Annotated in this window: 13 protein-coding genes; 10 read left to right on the top strand and 3 right to left on the bottom strand. The window is 70.4% G+C overall.

Annotated elements, in window-relative coordinates:
* Nucleotides 1-3 precede the first annotated feature (3 nt).
* From ACZ5WG_RS20120 to ACZ5WG_RS20105, 4 genes are read left to right on the top strand one after another with little or no spacing between them, the layout of a single operon-like run.
* On the top strand, nucleotides 4-1581 hold the full coding sequence (locus ACZ5WG_RS20120) for an FAD-dependent oxidoreductase (RefSeq protein WP_468724783.1): 1578 nt from the start codon (nucleotides 4-6) through the stop codon (nucleotides 1579-1581).
* Nucleotides 1582-1615: 34 nt separating this feature from the next.
* The gene (locus tag ACZ5WG_RS20115) at nucleotides 1616-2179 is read left to right on the top strand and encodes a carboxymuconolactone decarboxylase family protein (protein ID WP_468724781.1); all 564 of its coding nucleotides are present in this window, start codon (nucleotides 1616-1618) and stop codon (nucleotides 2177-2179) included.
* A gap of 34 nt (nucleotides 2180-2213) precedes the next feature.
* Nucleotides 2214-3194 (top strand): aldo/keto reductase, encoded by a 981-nt coding sequence (locus tag ACZ5WG_RS20110; RefSeq protein WP_468724779.1) that lies wholly within the window; start codon nucleotides 2214-2216, stop codon nucleotides 3192-3194.
* 18 nt (nucleotides 3195-3212) lie between these two features.
* Complete coding sequence (locus ACZ5WG_RS20105) at nucleotides 3213-4160, top strand: 3-oxoacyl-ACP synthase III family protein (RefSeq protein WP_468724777.1); 948 nt, start codon at nucleotides 3213-3215, stop codon at nucleotides 4158-4160.
* 64 nt (nucleotides 4161-4224) lie between these two features.
* On the opposite strand, the gene ACZ5WG_RS20100 is transcribed toward ACZ5WG_RS20105, so the two are convergent.
* The 3 genes from ACZ5WG_RS20100 to ACZ5WG_RS20090 form a co-directional block, all read right to left on the bottom strand.
* Nucleotides 4225-5085, bottom strand: coding sequence for a helix-turn-helix transcriptional regulator (locus ACZ5WG_RS20100; RefSeq protein WP_442270908.1), 861 nt, complete (start codon nucleotides 5083-5085; stop codon nucleotides 4225-4227).
* Between the two features lie 132 nt (nucleotides 5086-5217).
* A complete protein-coding gene (locus ACZ5WG_RS20095; RefSeq protein ID WP_468724775.1) occupies nucleotides 5218-6657 on the bottom strand; it encodes an MFS transporter in 1440 nt (479 codons plus the stop codon).
* 137 nt (nucleotides 6658-6794) lie between these two features.
* Entirely contained in the window at nucleotides 6795-7031 is a 237-nt protein-coding gene (locus ACZ5WG_RS20090) for a hypothetical protein (protein WP_468724774.1), read from the bottom strand.
* A 499-nt stretch (nucleotides 7032-7530) separates the two neighbouring features.
* On the opposite strand from ACZ5WG_RS20090, the gene ACZ5WG_RS20085 reads away from it, so the two are divergent.
* The 6 genes from ACZ5WG_RS20085 (at nucleotide 7531) to ACZ5WG_RS20060 (ending at nucleotide 20270) form a co-directional block, all read left to right on the top strand.
* Nucleotides 7531-7737, top strand: a complete 207-nt coding sequence (locus ACZ5WG_RS20085; protein WP_468724772.1) for a hypothetical protein — start codon at nucleotides 7531-7533, stop codon at nucleotides 7735-7737.
* A gap of 838 nt (nucleotides 7738-8575) precedes the next feature.
* Nucleotides 8576-11860 (top strand): DUF6603 domain-containing protein, encoded by a 3285-nt coding sequence (locus ACZ5WG_RS20080; RefSeq protein WP_468724770.1) that lies wholly within the window; start codon nucleotides 8576-8578, stop codon nucleotides 11858-11860.
* A complete protein-coding gene (locus ACZ5WG_RS20075; protein ID WP_468724768.1) occupies nucleotides 11857-14100 on the top strand; it encodes a hypothetical protein in 2244 nt (747 codons plus the stop codon). Before ACZ5WG_RS20080 ends, ACZ5WG_RS20075 begins: the two co-directional genes overlap by 4 nt.
* Nucleotides 14097-17705: a hypothetical protein gene (locus ACZ5WG_RS20070; protein ID WP_468724766.1), complete on the top strand. Its 3609-nt coding sequence runs from the start codon at nucleotides 14097-14099 to the stop codon at nucleotides 17703-17705. The genes ACZ5WG_RS20075 and ACZ5WG_RS20070 overlap by 4 nt, the downstream gene beginning before the upstream one ends.
* Before the next feature lie 26 nt (nucleotides 17706-17731).
* Complete coding sequence (locus tag ACZ5WG_RS20065) at nucleotides 17732-19393, top strand: hypothetical protein (protein ID WP_468724764.1); 1662 nt, start codon at nucleotides 17732-17734, stop codon at nucleotides 19391-19393.
* Between the two features lie 235 nt (nucleotides 19394-19628).
* Nucleotides 19629-20270, top strand: a complete 642-nt coding sequence (locus ACZ5WG_RS20060) for a GNAT family N-acetyltransferase (protein ID WP_468724763.1) — start codon at nucleotides 19629-19631, stop codon at nucleotides 20268-20270.
* Nucleotides 20271-20277: the final 7 nt, after the last annotated feature.

Here is a 20277-nt window from a genome sequence, read left to right as displayed (position 1 = left end):
CCCATGGTGAACGACACGCAACGGCCCCGCGTCTTGATCGTCGGTGGCGGTCCCGTCGGGATGGTCCTTGCCTGCGAGCTGCTGGCGCACGGGGTCCGGGCCGACGTCATCTCCAAGCTCCGCAGGCAGAGCCCACACTCGCGCGCCACGATCCTGTGGCCTCGCGTCCTGGAACTCCTGGACCGCGTCGGCGTGGGCCGGAAATTGGTCGAGAACGGTCACTACTTCGATCAGATGAACTACTACTCCCAGAAGAGAATGATCGGCCTGATCCGGTTCGACCGGCTGGGGGGCGTCGGCTATCCCTTCGCCATCACCCTTCCGCAGTGGCGCACCGAGGAGATCCTCGAGGAACACCTGACCACGCTCGGCAGCACGATCGACTACGACACCACATTCGTGGACGGCGTGCAGCGTCCGGACGAGGTCGAGTGCCGGCTCCAGTTGCCCACCGGGAGGTCGGAGACCCGTACCTACGACTACGTGGTCGGCGCCGACGGCTACAACAGCACCGTCCGCGAGGTGTTCGGCTTCCGGTTCGCCGGCCGGACGTTGCGCACCCGGCTGGCCATCACCGACGCCGAGATCCTCGGCGAGACGACCAGCAGCGAGGCGGCGTACTACCTGACCCGGTCCGGAAACATGGTGCTGGCGCCACTGGGCGACGGGGTCTTCCGGGTCGGCGCGAGCGTGCCCGACGACTACCTGGGCGACACCCCTGACCGCGCCTTCTTCGAGACGCTGCTCGCCGAACGGGTCCCCGGGGCACGCAGGCTCGGCGAGATGAAGTTCAGCGGCGTCTTCACCGCGCACGTCCGCTCGGCGGGCACGTACGGCAGCGGTCGTGTCTTCCTCGCCGGCGACGCGGCGCACGCGATGAGCCCGTCCGGCGCGCAGGGCCTCAACACCGGCATCCAGGACGCGGTCAACCTGGGATGGAAGCTGGCCGGTGTGGTGCGGGGCGACTACCGCCCCGACCTGCTGGACAGCTACGACGCCGAGCGCAGGCCGGCCGTCGACGCGGTCGCCGGCCTTTCCACCCGCCTGGCCCGGATCGGGCTGTACTCGGCCCGGCACCAGACCCTCGCCCGGGACGCCGTCTACCGGCTGGGCAGCACGACCCGGATGCTGGAGAAGGTGCTCGCGCCCAAGCTGGCCCAGCTCGACACCCACTACGGCGCTCGGCCGAAAATACGCTCCCTGGTGCCGGGCGAACGCCTGCCCCTCGGCTGGCGCGAGTCGAACGCGGCGCCGGTGCTGCGCGTCGACCGCTACACCGTGTTGCTCTGGCCGGGCCTGCGGTACCGGTACGAGCGCTGGATCGGGCTCGTCGAGCGGCTGCGTGAGCAGGTCACCGAGGCAGCCGTCTCCGATCTGGGCGGCCGCCCGCCAGGCCCGCTGCTGAGCAAACTCCCCCGCGAGGCACACGCCCTGATTATCCGGCCCGACGGCCACCTCGACAGCCTCGTCCCCCTGGACGGCAACGCCCCCGCCGCCGCTGTCCACAACGTCGGCCAGGCACTGGCCCGGCATGTGATCCCACACCCCGTCGCTTCGCAACTCGCCGGGCAGCCCGCCTAACACCTGTCCCGGAATCAACCCGAAGGAGCCAGCCATGAGTACCACCACCCCCCGTGTCACCCTCACCGAAGTCGCCGACATGACGCCCGAACAGCGCGCGGTGTACGAGAAGTTCCAGTCCAACCTGACCCGCGCACTGCTGCTGACCAAGAATTCGGCAGCCGCCCACCTCGCGCTCGGCGGCACCTTCACCGTCGGACTGCTGAGCCTGCTGGACCGCGAGGTGGTTGTGCTGCGCGTGGCCCGGCTGCGCGACAGCGAGTCCGAGCGTCTGCTGCACTACCCGCTCGCGAAGAAGGCCGGCCTGGACGACACCGGGATCAAGGCGATCGAGGAAGGCCTCTACGACGAACTGCCTCCCGCCCGCGCCGCCCTGGTCCGCTACGTCACCGACTGCATGGTCGACCACAAGGCGAGCGAGGAGGCCTACTTCACCCTGCGCGCGTACTACTCGCAGAACGAGATCGCTGAGATCACCCACCTCGCGGGGCACAGCGCCATGACCGCCATGTACCTCGCCAGCCTGGACATCCCGCTCGACGAGGGCATTGCCTCCTGGGGTCGGCTGACCGAGGTCCAGGACGAGGTCAAGAGCTGAACCCCGCACGCCGCCCGATCCGAGAGGAAGAACCTTGCACTACGCCCGGCTGGGCTCGTCCGGCCTCAAGGTGTCACGACCGGCGCTGGGATGCATGAGCTACGGCGAACCCGGACGTGGCACCCATCCCTGGTCGCTGCCCGAAGAGGAGAGCCTCCCGTTCATCGCCCAGGCGCTGGACCTGGGCATCAACTTCTTCGATACCGCGAACGTCTACTCGCTGGGTACGAGCGAGGAGTTCCTCGGCCGCGCGATACGGAAACTGACGCGCCGCGAGGACGTCGTCCTCGCCACCAAGGTGTACGAGAGAATGACCACCTCTTCCCTCTCCGGTGGATTGTCACGCTCGGCAATCATGCGCGAACTCGACGCAAGCCTGAGACGGTTGGACACCGACTACGTAGACCTTTACATCATCCACCGCTGGGACCACGAAACTCCGGTGGAAGAGACGATGGAGACGCTCCACGACGTGGTGCGCGCGGGCAAGGTCCGCTACATCGGAGCCTCGTCCATGCACACCTGGCAGTTCGTGAAGGCGCAGTACATCGCCGACCTGCACGGGTGGACACGGTTCGTGAGCATGCAGAACCACTACAACCTCGTCAACCGCGAGGAAGAGCGCGAGATGCTCCCGTACTGCCTCGCGGAGGGCGTCGGCGTCACCCCGTGGAGTCCGCTGGCCCGCGGAAGGCTCACCCGGGACTGGGACGCTGCCTCGCCCCGCACTGCGGGCGACCCGATACAGGAGCGTTTCTACGGACCGACCGAGCCGGCCGATCGCGCGGTTGCCCGTGTGGTCGCCGAGATCGCTGCCGAACGCGGCCTGCCCATGGCCCAGGTGGCCCTCGCCTGGGTGCTGCACCAGCCCGCGGTCACCGCGCCCGTCGTCGGTGCGACCAGGCCTCACCACCTCGAAGACGCGGTGGCTGCTCTCGACGTGGTGCTCGACGCCACCGAACTGGCTCGGCTCGAGGAGCCCTATACGCCGCACGCCGTCGTGGAATACGTCTGACAGGAAAGGGGAGGAATCGTGGGAATAGCTGACTTCGCCGTGGCGATACCGAGCGGAAAGCTGAGTGTCAACGACGTAAGTCGGGAGTCCGGCCACAGCGTTGAGAAGCTCGGGCAGATTTTGCCCTCGGGAAAGTTCTCGGTATTGGTCGAGGGCGAGAGTTCCTGGGGGCTGGGACGGGAGGCCGCAGCCAGGCTCCTGGCCAGGAACCCGGTGCCGCTCGACGAGATCGGTCTCGTCCTGTACGCGGGCTCCAGCGAATGGGGTACGCCGTTCTGGTCGCCCGCAGCCAAGATCGCACTGGAGCTGGGGATCGAGCAGGCGCACTGCTTTGAGGTCTCGAACTTCTGCAACGCGGGCATGGTGGCCGTGAAGATGGCGGATGACCAGGTGCGGGCAGGCACACACAAGTACGCGCTGGTGATCATCGCGGACCGACTGAGCCAGCTCGTCGAGTACGGCACCGGGTACATCGAGCTGTTCAACTTCGCGGACGGCGCGGCCGCGGTCCTGGTCTCGGCCAACGCCGCGTACGAGGTGCTCGGCGCCGCCCATCACACCGACCCGCAGTGGGTGGACTCGTACTACGGCGAGATCAAGGAGGGCCAGGTCAAGGTCGAGCGGGGCGAGAAGCTCGACGGACTCGGCGAGGCGTTCCTTGACAACTTCACCGCCCTGACCGGCAAGGTCCTCGCGGATATCGGACAGGAGACGGACGATGTGGCGTACTTCCTGGTTACGCACGGTAACCAGGACATCCACCGCAAGTACTTGTCCGCGCTGGGGGTGCCCGCCTCCCGCAGCGTCTTCCAGTACGACTTCGACGGTCACCTCGGGGGCGTGGACCCGTTCCTGGCCCTGGAGGAACTGGAGAGGGACGGCCGGATCGGCTCAGGCGACCTGGTGATCGTGGCGACGGCGGGATCCGGGTTCACCTGGGGGGTGACAGCGATCCGCCGGACGTAGTCGCCCATGCGGCACACGGAAGGCCCCCGGTCCGTACGGACCGGGGGCCTTGTGTAGTTGTCCTTCAGCTCCGGTGAACGGAGTTCAGATCCACCGTCAGAAGCTGCAGGGCCGCCTCGTGCGGGGAGTCGGGCTCCGCGTGGTAGAGCTTCAGGATGTTGCCGTCCTGGAGGCCTGCGGACTGGTACATCAACTCCAGCTCGCCCACCACCGGATGGTCGAAGAGCTTGGTGCCCTCGATGCAGTTCGCCACCCGCTGGCGGCACCAGAGCGCCGCGAACTCTTCATCCTGGATGGTCAGCTCGCCGATCAGCTCGGCAAGCCGCGGATCGTGTCGGTGATTTCCCGAGATGAATCGCAGATACGTCACGTTTGACTCCGACTCGGCGGCCCAGTCCGCGTACAGAGCCCGGACGTTCTCGTCGAGGAAGTTCATTTTGATGATGTTGGGGCGCTGTTCGACATCCTGGGGGACGCCGAATTCGAGGTGCGGTGCGAACAGTTGGTGGTACAGGGGGTTCCAGGCCAGGATGTCGCAACGGTAGTTCAGCACGGCTGCCGCCACACTGCCGAGTGATGACATCAGCATCCTGGTGCTGAAGCTGAGTTGGTCGTCATCGGGCGTTTGCCGCTGCGGGTTCTGCACCGCTGTGCCGATCTTGAGCAGGTAGTCCTGCTCGTCGCGGCCGAGATCCAGTGCGCGGGCGATGGAGAGTAGGACCTGCGGGGACGCGTGGGCGGTCTGTGACTGCTCAAGCCGGGTGTAGTAGGTCTGGCTCACACCCGCCAGCGCGGCCACTTCTTCGCGGCGCAGTCCAGGAACGCGGCGGGAGTTGCTGGTGCGCAGCCCCATCTGCTCCGGTCGGACACGCTCGCGCATTTGGCGCAGATAGCTACCGAGGTCCGTGTTCATGATCTGTTCCACCCTTCTCATTATGAAGTGCCGAACGGCATCGGCAATATCGCCTTGGATCGCGGTGACCTGCGCCACAACGGCCGGGAGGGCGGTGCGGACCGCTCTCCCGGCCGTGGCTGCCGCCACATCGGCTCTACGCGGTCACTGCGGACTGCTGAACTTGCTGCGCAGCACCAGCCACAGGAGCAGGCCGACGGCGAGCTGCGAGACACCGGCCACGCCGATGGCCACGTGGATGCCGGTGAGCTCCTTGGCGGTGGTCGCGGTGCCCTGCCCGACGACGGTGGCGAACGCCGCGCTCACCAGCGGAATGCCGATCGCGATACCGACCTGCTGGCTCTGTGTGGCCATCCCGGTCGCCATGCCCTGTTCGTCGGCATCGACGGACGAGGTGGCGATGACCATGAAGCACAGGGCCGCCATCATGGAGAAGAACGCGTTCACGAATTGGGTGATGATCAGCGGGATCAGCCAGCGTGAGTCCGCGGTCGCCCACAGCGCGGGGAGCATGAACGCGCCCTGGAGGGCCAGGGAGACGCCGAGCATCGTGCGCGGCGAGACGCGCTGGAGGAGGCGCGGACCGACGACGCCGGCGATGATCTGGCCCATTCCGATCCCGAGCAGCACCAGGCCGGCAACCAGGGACGACAGGCCGAGCACGTTCTGGACGTACAGACCGGTGAAGAAGATCAGTGCGGTCTCGCCGCCGAAGATGAACAGGGCGGCTACGTTGCCGAAGGCGATGTCGGGCTTCCTCAGGACCTTCACCGGGACCAGGGCATCGACGGTACGGCTCTCCACGGTCCAGAAGACGCTGAGCAGGACGGCGGCGGCGATCAGCGCGACGCCGGCCGTCAGGTCCAAGCCCTGCTCGCCGACGCGGGTGACGCCGTAGATCCCGGCGAACAGGCCCAGGGTGATCAGCAGCGCGCCCGGCAGGTCGATGCGGCTGCGCTGCGCAGCCCGGCTCTCGTCGACGACGAGCGGCACGACGGCGATCGCCGCGATGGCCACGGGGATGTTGATGAAGAAGGCCCAGCGCCAGGAGAGCACATCCGTGAGGACACCGCCGAGGATCGCGCCGACGCTGAAACCGGAGCTCATCATCACGCTGTTGAGGCCGAGCGCCCGGGTCCGCAGAGAGGGCTCGGCGAAGGCCGTGGTGAGCAGGGCGAGCGCCGCGGGCGTGACAGCCGCAGTGGCCAGACCCTGGAGTGTACGGGCGACCAGCAGCATCGCGGCCGAGTCGGCGATGCCTCCGACGAGAGAGGAAACGGCCAGGACGACCATTCCTGCCGTGAAGATGCGCCGGCGCCCCACGTAGTCGCCGACGCGGCCGAAGACGAGGGTGCATCCGGCGGCGCACAGGGCGAACGTCGTGGTGATCCACTGCAGGCTCCCCGTCGAGAACCCGAAGGACACACCGACCTCGGGCAGCGCGACGTTGAGCACGGAGAAGTCTGCGGCCATCATGAACTGCGAAGCCAGGAGCACCATCAGGGCGGCGACTTGGCGTCCGGTCATGCGGCCACCGGTCGGCGGCGCGGATGCGGCGGTCGTGGAGGTATCGGCGGTTGTCATGCACCCAGCCTCGGCCGCCCGCCCCGCCCCAGCCAGATCCCTTTTGACAGCACTCCTGCGGAGACTGTCACTGGCAGTGCCACCTTCGTCCGCGGCCCGCGGCCGTCACCAAGAGCAGCCGCCGCTCAAGGCGAGGGTCAGTCCAGGTTCAGCTCGACGGTGGCGGCCGGGGCCCGGACGGCCAGGAGAGTACGGAAGTGTTCCAGACGTTCGACGGGGATGCTGCCAGTGCGCATGCATTCGCGGGCCGGCTCGACGGCCAGGAGCCCTCCGCCCACTGGACGCTGAGGACAGTGCGCGCCGAGCTGGTGATGCTGGGTGTCTCTGCAGCCGCAGCGGCGGTAGATGCGGCCGCGGTCGACGCTGGTACGCATGGGGACCGCCTCCAGGAAGCGGAGGGAAGCGGGTACCTCCAGCCTGAGACCACAGGCGACCATTGCGCCTCTCACCAGCACCGTGGCCAGGAGGTTTCCCTTGTTACCGCACCAAGGGCCTCACTCCGGAGAGCGTCATCAGATTCTTGGTGTGCTGGTGGTACACGCCCGGTGTCCGAACTCGCGGCGGCGTCGGCCTGCTGCCCGGCGCTGGGCGCGGCAGTCGAGCCGCCCAGCGAGCGCAGAGGCCAGTGGCTCGAGTCTTCGGCGGCGGCTTCGAGGGCTTTGCGTAGTTGAGCGGGTGTCGGCAGGCCCGCGAGGCCGCCTGGGGTGCGGTAGACCCGGCAGGTCAGGCGGGCCGGGAGGACGCCGGGAATCTTCGTCGTCACCAACAGCCTGCGCCTGCGCCGCTTCCAGCCGCTGCATGGCTGACCCGCGGGTTCTGTGCTGAGCTGGAGGTGTCCTCGGGCCATGGCGTCCGGCCCCTGGGAGGCCCGGCATGCCGCACGTCCATCTCGAAGCGCCCGCGCCGACCCGGCCCGGAGTGCTTCTGCCCCGGCGTGATCTGGCGGTCGGCTGGATGCTGATGGTGCTGATCGCCGTATCCGGGTGGGTGCTCACGATCGGGCAGGCCCGCCACATGGGGATGGAGCCCGGCACCATGGGCCTGGCGCTCCCGGTCTTCCTGCTGCTTGGGTGGTCATGATGGCGGCGATGATGCTGCCGTCGGTGGCCCCGTCGCCATCACCTGGGTGCGGGGGATCGGCCGCCGCCCGGCGCACCCTCCCCGGCGGCCGGCCGGTTGCCATCGAACCCGTCCCCGCCAACCTCACCCTCCTGCGCCGCGAGCTCCCCCCTCAACCAGATCGGCGGCATCGACGTCATCAGGGCCGGCGTCCTCGCCGACCCGGCACCGCACAGCTCGAACTGTCCTCCTTCACCAACGCCCGCGGCAGCCTCCCGCGCAACGCCTGCGCGATCGGCGACCCCATGGACGTACCCGCCACCACCCTCGACGCCGTCGCCACCGGTCTCGCCCCGGACCGCATCCGCACCCGCTACCGCCCGCGCCTGATCGTGGGGTCCTGGCCCCGCGGCCTGACCCGCCTCGGCCGCGAAACCGCGACCGGGCGGGCTTCGCCGCCTTCAACGGGCACCTGGCCAACCGCAACCACGGCTACGGCAACATCCTCTGCACCCCCACCAGTACCGCCTGACCACCTCACGGTTGGGCCGGCGCATCGAATGCAGCAACGCTGTTCGGTCGTTGTTCCGGCGGACACTGCCGTCCCGGGGGAGGGGTGCGGCACCCGGTCTCGTGCGAATCCGTCCCCAATGCAGGCCTGGGTCGGCTAGAAAAGGACTATGTATAGGGGATATTCGGCGTAAATCGCCCGGGAGAATCGATCCATCTGGCACCTTTCAGGACTGCAAGTCCTGTTTTCGCCCTAATAGCCTGCCGTGTCCACTGTCGTCACTATGTGTCACCGTAAGGTCACCCGCGCAAGCCGGTATGGACGTGTTCACCTGCGGGGGTTGTTCCCATGGCACTGACGGTTGACGAACTGCGCGCACTCTTCCCCACCGAGGCGTCAGGCCTCTTCGAACTCGACACCAGCAGGCTGGGCTGGCACGAGGAGTCGACCACCTTCGAGCATCTACCCGAAGGCCAGCTGGTCCTGACCGGGGCCACCGCCGACCCGTCCGCGCTGACCGTCACCGGCAGCGTCACCCTGGCCGGCGAGAGCATGCCGGCCACCGCCCGCTTCACCGCCGCCGGCGGTACGGTCACCGGCCTGGTCTTCGAGGCCACCCCCGCCACCTGGCTGCTCCAGACGTCCGTGGCGCGCGTCGACCTCACCGAACTCGCGCAGCGAGGACGCGGCCTGCGCGTCCTCCTCGCCGCCGGCCCTGACGGTGCGCAGGCCGGGCAGTGCCCGTCCCCCGGCCCCTGGGCGGCCTTCCACCTCGGCAGCGCCGTCGACAGGTCCGTCGAGTTCCGCGCCGAGCTCCGCAAGGACTCCATCGGCGCGGCCCAGGCCGTGGAAGGCCAGCGCCCCCTGATCGCCCCGCTCCTGGAAGCACTCGGCGAACACGGAGTCGAGCTGCCCGGCCCGCTCGTCGACTGGCTGGAGGAAGTCCGGCTGCACCGACACCCCATGGGCAAGACCGACAACATGATGGTCACCGCCGTCGCCCCGATCGACCAGGGCACCGGCCCGGAACCCGTCGAGGTGCTGCTGCTGCGCACCACCGTGCTCGGACATGTGAACGCCGACGGGAAGCCGAAGGCCACCACCGTCGCCCTGGTCCGGGTGCGCACCGACTGGGACGCGTCCGGGCTGCCGCTGGTCGGACCCATGATCGGCTCCGGCCTGCTGTCCCTGCCGGCCTTCCAGATCATCTACGTCTCCGTCGCCCTGTCCGGCGAGGACGCGCGGAAGATCAACCAGGTCATCACCGAGTACAACCTCGGTCCCCTCCAGCAGCTCCCGGCGGCCAACGAGGCGGCAGGGGTACCCCTGACCAAGGGCCCCAACGCAGCCGTGTACCTCTCGGTCCTGGGCACCCCCGCCCCTGCGGCGGTGATCACGATCCCGCCCAAGGACGACTCGGCGGACGAGAGCGAGAAGCGCAAGTGGCAGCTCCAGTACGCCTTCGAGATCGACAAGACCCTCGGACCGGTCCACCTCGAGCAGATCGTCCTCACGTACGACCTCAAGAAAGGCCTGCTGATCTCGTTCGAAGGCAGTGCCACCGTCGGCCCGCTGGTCTGGGACGTCGCCGGGCTGGGCTTCTACGTCGGCATGAGCGGCGGCTTCCCGCTCCTGCCGTTCCTGCACGGCATGACCATCGAGGCCACCGCAGCGAGCGGCCTGATCGCCATCAGCGGCGGCCTGCTCAACCGTGAACCTGAAGACCCCTCCCTCGACTTCGAACTCGCCGGACTGCTCCTGGTCCGGGCGATGGCGGTGGAGGTCGGCGCCCAGGCCGTCTGGGCGCGCAGCACCGAGGGCTGGCACTCGGTCTTCCTGTACGGCGAGGCGTCCCTGGCCGGGGGAGCCGCCCTGTTCGGCCCGCCCCCGTTCACCGTCACCGGATTCTCTGCCGGATTCGGCGTCAACAGCTCCTTCAAGAAGGTCCCCACCGGCACCGAGATCGCCGAATTCCCCCTGGTGGCACGGCTGGACGCGGCGCAGGCACTGCCCGGCATGCCGGCCCCCGAGCCTTACACGCCCGAGGACGCCCTGAAGGCCCTGACCGGCCCCACGGGCTGGATCCGTCCCGACCTGGGCAACCACTGGATCGCCGCCGGAGTGAAGTTCACCAGCTTCGGCTTCATCGACACCAAGGCCCTGGCGGTGATCGAGCTCGGCGACTCGGTGAAGGTGATGCTGCTGGGCCGCACCTCGGTCACCCTGCCCCGCACTGCCAACCCCGCCGCCCGGGTCATCGCCAAGGTCAACATCGGGCTGAGCCTGGCCTACGTCTCCGACGAGCACCGGCTCTCGATGGACGTCGCGCTGCTACCCGGCAGCTACGTGCTCGACCCGTCCATCGTGCTGACCGGCGGCCTCGCCGTGTACGCGTGGACCGGCGGCGCCAAGGCCGGTGACTTCGTCGTCAGCCTCGGTGGCTACCACCCCGCCTACAACGCCCCCGTCCACTACCCGCGCCCGCAGCGCCTCGGGTTCGTCTGGTCCCCGGCCTCCGACATCACCGTGCGCGCCGAGGCGTACGCGGCCGTCACCCCGGCCGCCCTCATGTTCGGCGGCCGGCTGGCCGCCGTCTACGACAAGGGGATCCTGTCGGCCTGGTTCACGGCACACCTCGACGTGCTGGTCCAGTGGAAGCCCTTCTACATGGACGTCTCCCTCGGGATCAGCATCGGCGTGGCCGCCACGGTCAAGGTGGCGTTCATCAAGGTGCGCATCTCCGTGGAAGTCGGCGTGGGTCTGCACCTGTGGCTGCCGCCCTTCGGCGGCCGGGCCACGGTCAAACTCTGGTTCGTCTCCTTCAGCTTCGGCTTCGGCTCGGCCCGGGACCACACCCCGAGCGTGGACTGGCCCGAGTTCCGCACCCAGATCCCCGCGCCCGTCAGGATCACCCCCAACGAGGGGCTGCTCGCCGACGTCGACGCGGGAGAGGCCGCCGTCCGGGCCGCCGTCAAGGACCCGGTACTCGTCTCCTGCGCCGGTTTCAGCTTCACCACCGAGGCCGGGATCCCCGCCTCCCACATCTACGTCAACGACGTCCTGTGGAAGGAGTCGCAGCACGGCCTGATCGACATCCGCCCGATGCGCCGCACCGGTGTCCGCTCCGAACACCGTGTCGCCATCACCAAGGACGGCACGTCCTTCGACCCCGCCGCCCACTTCTGGACGCTCACCGAGGTCACCGGTGCCGTCGCCCCCGGCCTGTGGGGCGAACCGCTGGCCGAGCCCGGCGACGCCCTCAAGGGCGAGCACCTGCTCGAAGGCCGGTTCACCGGCCTCAAGGTCACCCTGCCCGCACCCGACTACGGCACCGACACCGGAACGGTCACCTCCGACGCCCTGAATTACGAAGGCCTCCCGGACGGGGACATGCCACTGCGGGACCCGGATCCCGACGGGCCGCAGCCCGGACTGGACCCGGACAGCATCGCCCTCATCGAACGCACCGTCGCGGACCCGGACGTGGCCGAGCTGCGCGGCAGCGTGCTCGACGCCCTGGCCCGGTTCGGTGCGGGCGTCGGCGCGGACGCCGACAGCCCCCTCACCGGCTATGCCGGGCTGGCCGGACGCAGCCTCACCACCCCGCCCCTGACCACCACCGCGACGAGGTGACCGCCACCGTGCCCACCCTGCCCAGCGAGCCCGCGCTCCGCGTCAACTTCCTCGACCACCTGATCCCCCGGGCCACCCCCGGGACGTACCGCGTCCAGGTGCACAACACGCTCACCGACGCGGACGGGGAGCTCGACTCCTCGGACCGGCTGCCCACCACCGAGGAGACCTTCGAGATCCGGGCCGCCCGGTTCGTCCTCGCCCGGACGACCGTGCACGCGCTCTACCCGCCCCCCGGCAGCCGGTCCTCGTACGGCCGGACCCTGCCGCACATCACGTTCAACCGGGCCACCCTGCCGTGGGAACGCAACCAGGCGGGCACCCGCAGTGGTCCCCAGGCCCGGCCGCCGTGGCTGGCCCTGCTGGTCTTCGGCGCCGGCGAGCTCCCCGACGACCCTGGTGCGACCGGCGCGACCGTCCTGCGCACCGTGGACGAGCTCCGCCACCCGGCCGAACCCGGCGTCACCGGGCCGGTCCTGCCCGACGGCGGCGTCTCCGACTCCGAGGCGGCCGGCAAGTGCGCCACCATCGACGTGCCGGCCGAGCTCTTCACCGCCGTCGCCCCGCACGACGACGAGATGTACTACCTCGCCCACGTCCGCAAGGTCGCCGCGGCGCCGACGGCCCGCGCGGACGGCGAAGTGCTGGCCCCCGGCGAGTACGGGGTCGTCACCGCCAACCGGTTCCCCCGCACCCCCGGGGAGTACGTCGTCCACCTCGTCTCCTTCGAAGGCTTCGAGGGCCGACTGTCGGGCACCCTGCCGCCCGGCACCACCGCGGTCCGCCTGGCCTCCCTCCACCACTGGACCTTCGCCAGCAGCGACGGCCCCGCCTCCGACCCCGGCACCCTGCTCCAGAACCTCGTCGGGCCGGACGACCCGGACGATCCGGACCCCGAGCGCCTGGCCCTGCGGCTCCCCGCCGACCCGCCGCACGGCGCGGACCCCGTCGAGCGCGCCGTGTACGAGCGGCTCCGGCTCGGGTACGTCGCGGTGCCGCACCGCCTGCTGTCCGGGGAACTGACCTACGCGTGGTACCGCGGCCCGGGCACCCCCGTCACGGCCCCCGCCCTGCCCGACGGACGGCCGGCCGGTCCGCACACCACCGCCGACCACGCCCTCGTCTACGACCCGGGGCACGGGCTCTTCGACGTGAGCTACGCCACCGCCTGGACCCTGGGCAGGACCATCGGCCTGGCCGACCCCGACTACACCACCGCGGTCACCCGGGCCCGCCGCGAACTCGCCAACCAGGCCGCCGCGCTGATGTCCGGCGCGCGGGCCGTACAGGACGGCCCGGCCGCCCTGGGCCCGCTGCGCGAGCTGGCCTCCGCCGACTTCCGCCGCACCCTCGCCGACGGCCTGAAGGGCGCGCAGCTCCCGGACACCGAGGGCCGCCGCGCCCCCACCCCGCCCCGTACCAGGAGCGGGATGCGGGCACTGCTGGGCGAGGAACGCAACGCGGCGGTGCTGCGCGCCACCGCCGACCGCAACGCGGACGCCATCGCCGCCTGGCAGGCCCGCCTCGGCCTGCTCCACGGACTGCCGTTCCACCACCTCGTACCCGACCCGCGCATGCTCCCGCCCGAATCCCTGCGCATGTTCCGCATCGATCCGGCCTGGATCGAAGCCCTGGTCGCCGGGGCCGCCGACGTGGCGGTCCACACCTCCATCGACGCGCAGCTCGCCCCCGAACTGAACCGCTCCGCCCGCCGGAAGTCCACCACCCCCGTGGCCGCGGCCGGGATGCTGCTGCGCTCCGCGCTGGTCACCGCCTGGCCGGACATCGTGATCACGGCCGGCGCGGGCGACCGCGAACTGACCGAACTCCGCAGGGCCATGCCCGGCCCCGGGACCATGATGGTGCTCTGGGACGGCGTCCCCGACAAGGTCGTCCTGCGCGAACCCGGCCAGGGCATCCACTACGGGATCGACGCGGGAGACCGCATCAGCCTCCGAGACCTCACCCCGGGCCCCGGGCTCGGCACACCACTGGAGACCTTCTACCCGGCCGACGGACAGGGAACCGTCACCGAACTCCACCTCCGTCCCGGCCCCGAGGACGGACCGGCCGTGCTGCGGTTCTTCGGCGACGGCGGACTGGTCCCGCCGCTGGCGCGGACGTTCGGGCTGGCCGACCTCGACCCGGGCCAACTCGCCATCGAGCTCGTCAACGCACCCCTGGAGCAGGAAATCACCAGCCCCGCCGCCGACCCCGCCAGGACGGAGACCCTCCGATGAGCACCACCGACCTCGTCGTCCCCGTCCAGGTGCACGCCCTCGTCGTCAACCGGCTCACCCGCACCGCGGAGACCTTCAACCGCTGGACCCCGAACTTCGCAGCCATGACCGAGGAAGGGGCGGGCGCCGAACCGCCCCCCGGCGTCGGCCTCGAGACGATGGGCCCGGACGCCGAAGGCGTCTACGTCCACTGGCAGTTGCCCGAGGTCCTGACCGACGGCCACGTCGACCAGGCCACCGGCGACACCGCGTTCCCCTACGCCCCCGACCGCTGGCTCGTGGTCCGCTACGCCACGGCTCCGGGAGCCGCGGCGCCCTCCGTCACCGGCTGGATCGTCCACAGCGACTACCTGGAGAGCCGCCCGGTCCAGGACGCCGACGGCAATCCGCTGTACGGCACCAACCCCTACCCGGATCCCGAGTCGAGGCCCGGCGAACCGCTGGGCATGACCTTCCTGGGCCGCCGCCACTCCCTGTCGGACGGGCCGTGGACCGAACCGCCCGCCCAGCCGCCGCACCTGACCGCGGCCGGACCGGGACTGCCCGGGTTCGCGGCCTACCAGCCGTACAACAAGGACGTCTTCTCCCTCCACGACACCCTCCAGGACCTGAAGGGCGAACTCGACAACTACCCGCCCGATGCCACGCTCAGCTACCTCGTCGTCGGCTGGTACGGGAACAACCCCGAGTTCCTCGGTGCCGCCGCGGACATCCCCGGCCTGCTGCCCCCTGACGCCGACGGAGTCGCCGACCTGCTGGCCGCCCTCGACTGGGCCGCCCCCGAGGGCACCGGGGCCGGCCTGCGCACCACCCTCTACCACGGCACCGCACTCGGGATCCCCTGGCAGCGGGAGGGCGCCACCCCACCCTCGGAAAAGCCGAGCAACGCAGAACTGAGCGAGATGCTGACCCTCGGCAGCAGCACCGCCGAGGCCATGGGCCGGCTGGCGGCCCGCCAGAGCCGCTCCGCGCGCACCGGAGACCTCGTCCGCTCCCTCTTCCACGGCACCCTGGAGACGCTCGACACCGGGGACGGGGAGGTGGACCTCGACACCATCACCCACCACTCGTGGTTCTCCGGTTCGAGCGGCGGACACCACTGGCGGATCTCCCCGCGGCCCGTCGACGGCGACGTACCGGCACCGCCGCGGCCCGCCGAACCGGACTGGCTGGCCGTGCTCAACCGAACCCAGCGGCAGTACGACGGCCTCACCCCGACCCTGCTGCGGCAGCGCGAGCGCCTGTGGAACATCTGGTGGCTGCGCAACAAGCCCGTCCCGCCGTTCACCCCCGGGCGCCCCGACGGCTTCGACGCCCGGGCCGACGCGGAACTCGATCCCGACCGGGCCGGCAGCGTCGCCGCCCGCGTCCGGGCACTCCTGGCCGAACAGGCCGCCCTCGCCGCCGAACTGCCCACCGGCGGCACGCCCGAGGAGCTCCAGGCGGCCATCGACGCCTACGCCACCGTGCATGGCCTCGCCCCCGAGTACGTGCTCGAACGCACCGCACGCGAGTCCTACTACCGGCCGGCCGACCCGGTGGTGCTGATCAGGAACACCGGCGCCACCCAGCCGCTGACCCGCGACGCTCCGCTGCCCTGCCGCGTCCCCGGCGCACTGCTCACCCGGATCAAGGCCGGCGGGCAGTGGATCGACCGGCCCACCGCGCCGCCGGCGCCCGACCTCACCGGCCTCCCCCCGGCCTGCGCCACGCTGCTGGCCGAGTTCGCCCTGCTCGACCAGGTCGCTCGGTCCGGTCACCTCCCCGCCGCCCTGGCCGACCCGGACAGCACCGCCGGCCCCGTCCCCGAGTACACCGCCCCGTGGCGCCAGCCCTGGCTGCCGATGCACATGGAGTTCGAGCTCCGCTACTGCCCCACCCCCTACCAGACCGGCGACGACACCCACTGGTCCTTCAACGGGCACCGCTACGAATGGTCCGGCGACGGCGCCCAGCCCGGGGACGGCGAGGGCGACCTGCGCTGGCTCACCTTCAAGAACCGGGCCTTCCTCACCCCGACCGCCCCGTACGTACTGGCGCACCAGATCGACCGCTACCTGGAGACCTACTCCGACGCCCCCGCCGAGGGCCTCCTCGCACTGAAGGAGGAGCTCGCCGACCCCGATCTGCTCTCCCAGCGGCTCGACGGCTTCCACGACTGGCTGCTCCAGCAGGACGGCGCCGCCCGCACGACCGTGCACGTCCCCGCCGACACCGCCGGACTCGTCGGCGACGTCCAACGGGTGCCGGACCCCGGCCCGGTCGAACCCCCGCCCGGGGACCCCGGCAGCCCCTACCAGCCCGTACGGGCCGGCCAGTTCTTCTTCCACGACCTGCGGATCGTCGACCGCTTCGGCCGGAGCTTCGACATCGTCAACCACCAGAACCAGGAGGGGGTCAGTCTCACGCTCGGCGACAGCGTCACACCCGACGCCATGCTCGACGACGACCTGATCGGCAGCCCCAGGTTCGTCCAGCTCGGCCCCCGGCTGCTCCAGGGAGCCCGGCTGCGCCTGGAGACGGTGCGCGCCACCGACTGGCGCCGGCAGTCCCCCACGGCCCAGGCCGACACGGCGAAGAACCCCCTGGCCGGCTGGCTCCTGCTCAACCACCTCGACCAGACGCTCATCGTGCACGCCCCCGACGGACAGGCCCTGGGGGAGGTCCGCATCGTCAGGAACACGGCCGGCCAGGACGACACCGTCTGGCTCGCCCTGCCCGGCTCCCCGCACCCCGACCCGCAGACGGACTCCTTCGCCGCCGTCCTGCCCCACCTGGCGGGCTTCCTGCGGCCCCTGCTGGACAAGCCCGCGACCGCGTTCGCCGGCCTGCTCGACACCATCGACGCAGCCCTGGACACCATCTCCGATCCGGCCGCGCAGGACGACGGCTCCCCCCTGCGGCTGCTGGGGCGGCCGCTGGCCCTCGTCCGCGCCGACCTGGGCATCGAACTGGAAGGCCCGCTGGTCGGCAGCCCGGGCTGGGACGCAGTCCTGGAGGAGCCCGCGGAGGAGTACGACACGTACCGCTGGGCCGTCCGGCTGGGCAACGAACGCTTGCTCGGGGACGGGCTCGTCGGCTATTTCAGCGCAGCCACCGGACCCGACCAGGACACCTCGTACGAGGTCTTCCACACGATCCTGGGAGCGGGGGGCGGGGACGGCTACGTCGAGCCCATCGCCGAAGGCCTGGGCCTGGCCCTCCCCGCCCGCACCCCCGACCAGCCGGTGACCCACCACCTGACGCTGCTGATGGACCCGTACGCACCGGTGCACGCGACCACGGACATCCTGCCGGTGACCCGGGTCGCACTCCCCGACGACCTCGTCCGTGACGCGGTGCGGCGCATCCGCGCCGCCTTCCGACTGGGCCCGCTGCTCGCCCCCGAGCGCCCCGCCGGCCCCGATGGGAACCCGGTCGGCGGAGTGGTCCTGCCCCAGCCCGCCTCGTGGCACGGCACGTGGTCCTGGGCCGAACCGCGGGGCGCGGAAACCGAGTGGGCCGAACTGGCGATCGTGCCGGCCGACGCGTCTGCGCACCCCGGCGATCCAGCGCCCCAGGCGCGGTACGGCTACCTGGTGCTCGACGCCACCGAAACCTCCTGAAACGCCCTGTAGGGAAGGGAAGACCGATGAGCATCCAGATGGTCAACTCCACCAACCTGCTCCCGTACGAGCCGTCCACCGACCCCCATCCCCTCCGGGTGAGCTCGGCGGAGGAGACGGAGTACGGCTCCATCAACATCAACGTCGGCGGCGGCATCACCACCCCGGCCTGGTGCGACAAGATCACCGTGAGGGTCCCGCTCGGTTCCGGCGCGGGACACCTCACCGGCAACGGCGCGGCCATCAGGACCGGGGCCAGCACCGGCTGGACCCCCTCCGCACCCAGCGTGGCCGGCGGCTTCGCCGTGATCACCTTCACCCCGGCCCGCGCGGTCCAGTTCACCGGACAGATCGTGTCCCTGACCCTGTCCAACATCGAGATCAACCGGGCCCCCGGCCAGGTCACCATCGAGATCGTGGAGAACTCCTCCCCGACGAACGGGAACTTCACCGACAAGGCCGCCGCCGTGCAGGTGGACAAGTTCCCCGCCGGATTCGTGTTCCGGAACTTCGCACCGGAAAAGATCATGGTGGAGAACGGGGAGGCCGCCGTCCTGCGCTGGGAGGGCTCCGAGGCGAAGTACACGATGTACTGGGGGGACGCGCCCGCCGGTGTACCGCTCGACAAGGAGCGCACCTGGACGACCCCCGTCGGGCTCACCACCGTCACCGGCTTCATGCTCCGCGCCGAGGTGTCGGAGGGCGGCACCACGCTGACCCACACCCTGACCACGGCCGTGACCGTCCGCGTCCCCGACCTGGTGGTGCGGAACCTGACCGTCCAGGGGCCCGCGGTCTTCTCCGACACGGTCAGCCTCAACAACGCGGCCAAGGACCTCACCGTCGCCGGCAGCGTCCGGGGCGCGGGCAGCAACCCGCTGCGGGTCAGCCAGCCCGCCGGCCTCAAGGTCGACGCGAAGGCCGAGGTGGCCGGCACCTTCTCGGTCGGCAGTGCGAGCACGTTCAACGACAACGTCACCGTCGCCGGATCGCAGAGCACCACCCTCACCGTGCTGGGCTCGGTCCGGGGCTCGGGGTCGAACCCGCTGCGGGTGAGCCAGCCCGCCGGGCTCAAGGTCGACGCCAAGCTGTTGGTGGAAGGGGCTGCCTCGTTGACCGGCGCCAACACCTTCAGCGGGGCGACCACCCTGTCCGGCACCACCGTCTTCACGGGGGTGACGCAACTCTTCAGGCCCGCACAGATCCGGTTCTGGAACAGGGGGCAAGCCCCGGGCTCCGACAACAAGTTCACCTCCACCGCGCAGACCGACGGCGTCCTGGTCTGCTCGGTCAAGCAGTTCGACGCCACGAGCATGGAGAAGAACATCGGATACAAGGCCAACCTCACCCTGATCGTCGCGGGCCGCTACCACTACTGCGCGGCCCCGATGCTCCGTCAGGTCGGGGGCGGATCCGAGTACAACCTCACGGTTCCGGTCCGCAAGGGCGAGCAGATCCAAGCCTGGCTGACGGTGGACGGAAGCTGCTGGTGGTCGAACGTGGCCCTGGCGCTCGCCTGGTCGGCGGCGGGCAAGCAGGCCGACCTCATGAACGTCTCCGGCGAGGCGCCCTACGTGCTCGACGACTCGGAGGAGGGCATGGCCGAATACCTCAGACTGCTCGCCGAGGACGCGGCGCGCCCCGTCGATGCCAAGCCGGAGGAGAGCGCCGAGGCAACGGTGTTGTGAAGGGGTGGGCCAGTGAGACCTGGCCCGGCGCCCCTCGGAAGTCACTGATGCGGTGGACGCCGAGCGTGTGAGTCTTGGAGACGGAGCCGGCTCCGTAGTCGCACATCAGGGCCTTGCTTCACTTCGGTGAAGCAAGGCCCTTGATCGTTTTCCGGGGAAAACCCGGTGGTGTGATCGCCGACGGCGGGTAGGGTCTGGCCGTCAGTGGTGATCACGGGGGACGGACGGGGCGGGCATGGAGCGGGCGAAGGCGTCGGCGGAGCCGGTGGCGCTCACGGGAGAGCGGGTGCGGCTCGAGCCGCTGGGGCTCCGGCACCACGACGGGCTGTGCGAGGCGGTTCGCGACGGCAGCCTGTGGAATCTCGCGGTGACGGCCGTCCCGCATCCGGATGATGTCCGCGGCTTCATCGAAGACGCGATGGCGGCCCGCGCCGAGGGCACGCAGCTCCCGTACGCGACGGTGGACGCGGCGACGGGGCGGGTCATCGGCTCGACGCGGCTGATGATGATCAACACCGCGCAGCGCCGGCTGGAGATCGGCTGGACCTTCCTCGCGGAGTCCTGGCAGCGGACCGGCATGAACACCGAGGCGAAGCTGCTGATGCTGACGCATGCCTTCGAGGTGATGGGGATGAACCGGGTCGAGCTGCTGACGGACGTCCGCAACGCGAAGTCGCGGACGGCGATATCCCGGCTGGGCGCGACGCACGAGGGTGTCCTGCGCCACCACATGGTCATGCGGGACGGCTGGATACGCGACACGGCGGTGTACAGCATCACCCGGCCGGAGTGGCCGCAGGCGAAGCGAGCGCTGGAGGCGCGCGTGACGAGCCGCCCCGCGGCCCGCAGCCACGAAGGCGAAGCAGCCGGCCAGTAGGCCGCTG

This window comes from Streptomyces sp. NPDC032745, assembly GCF_055579465.1.
The sequence above is the reverse complement of the archived record's forward strand: the minus strand, read 5'-3'. Positions and strand labels throughout refer to the sequence as shown.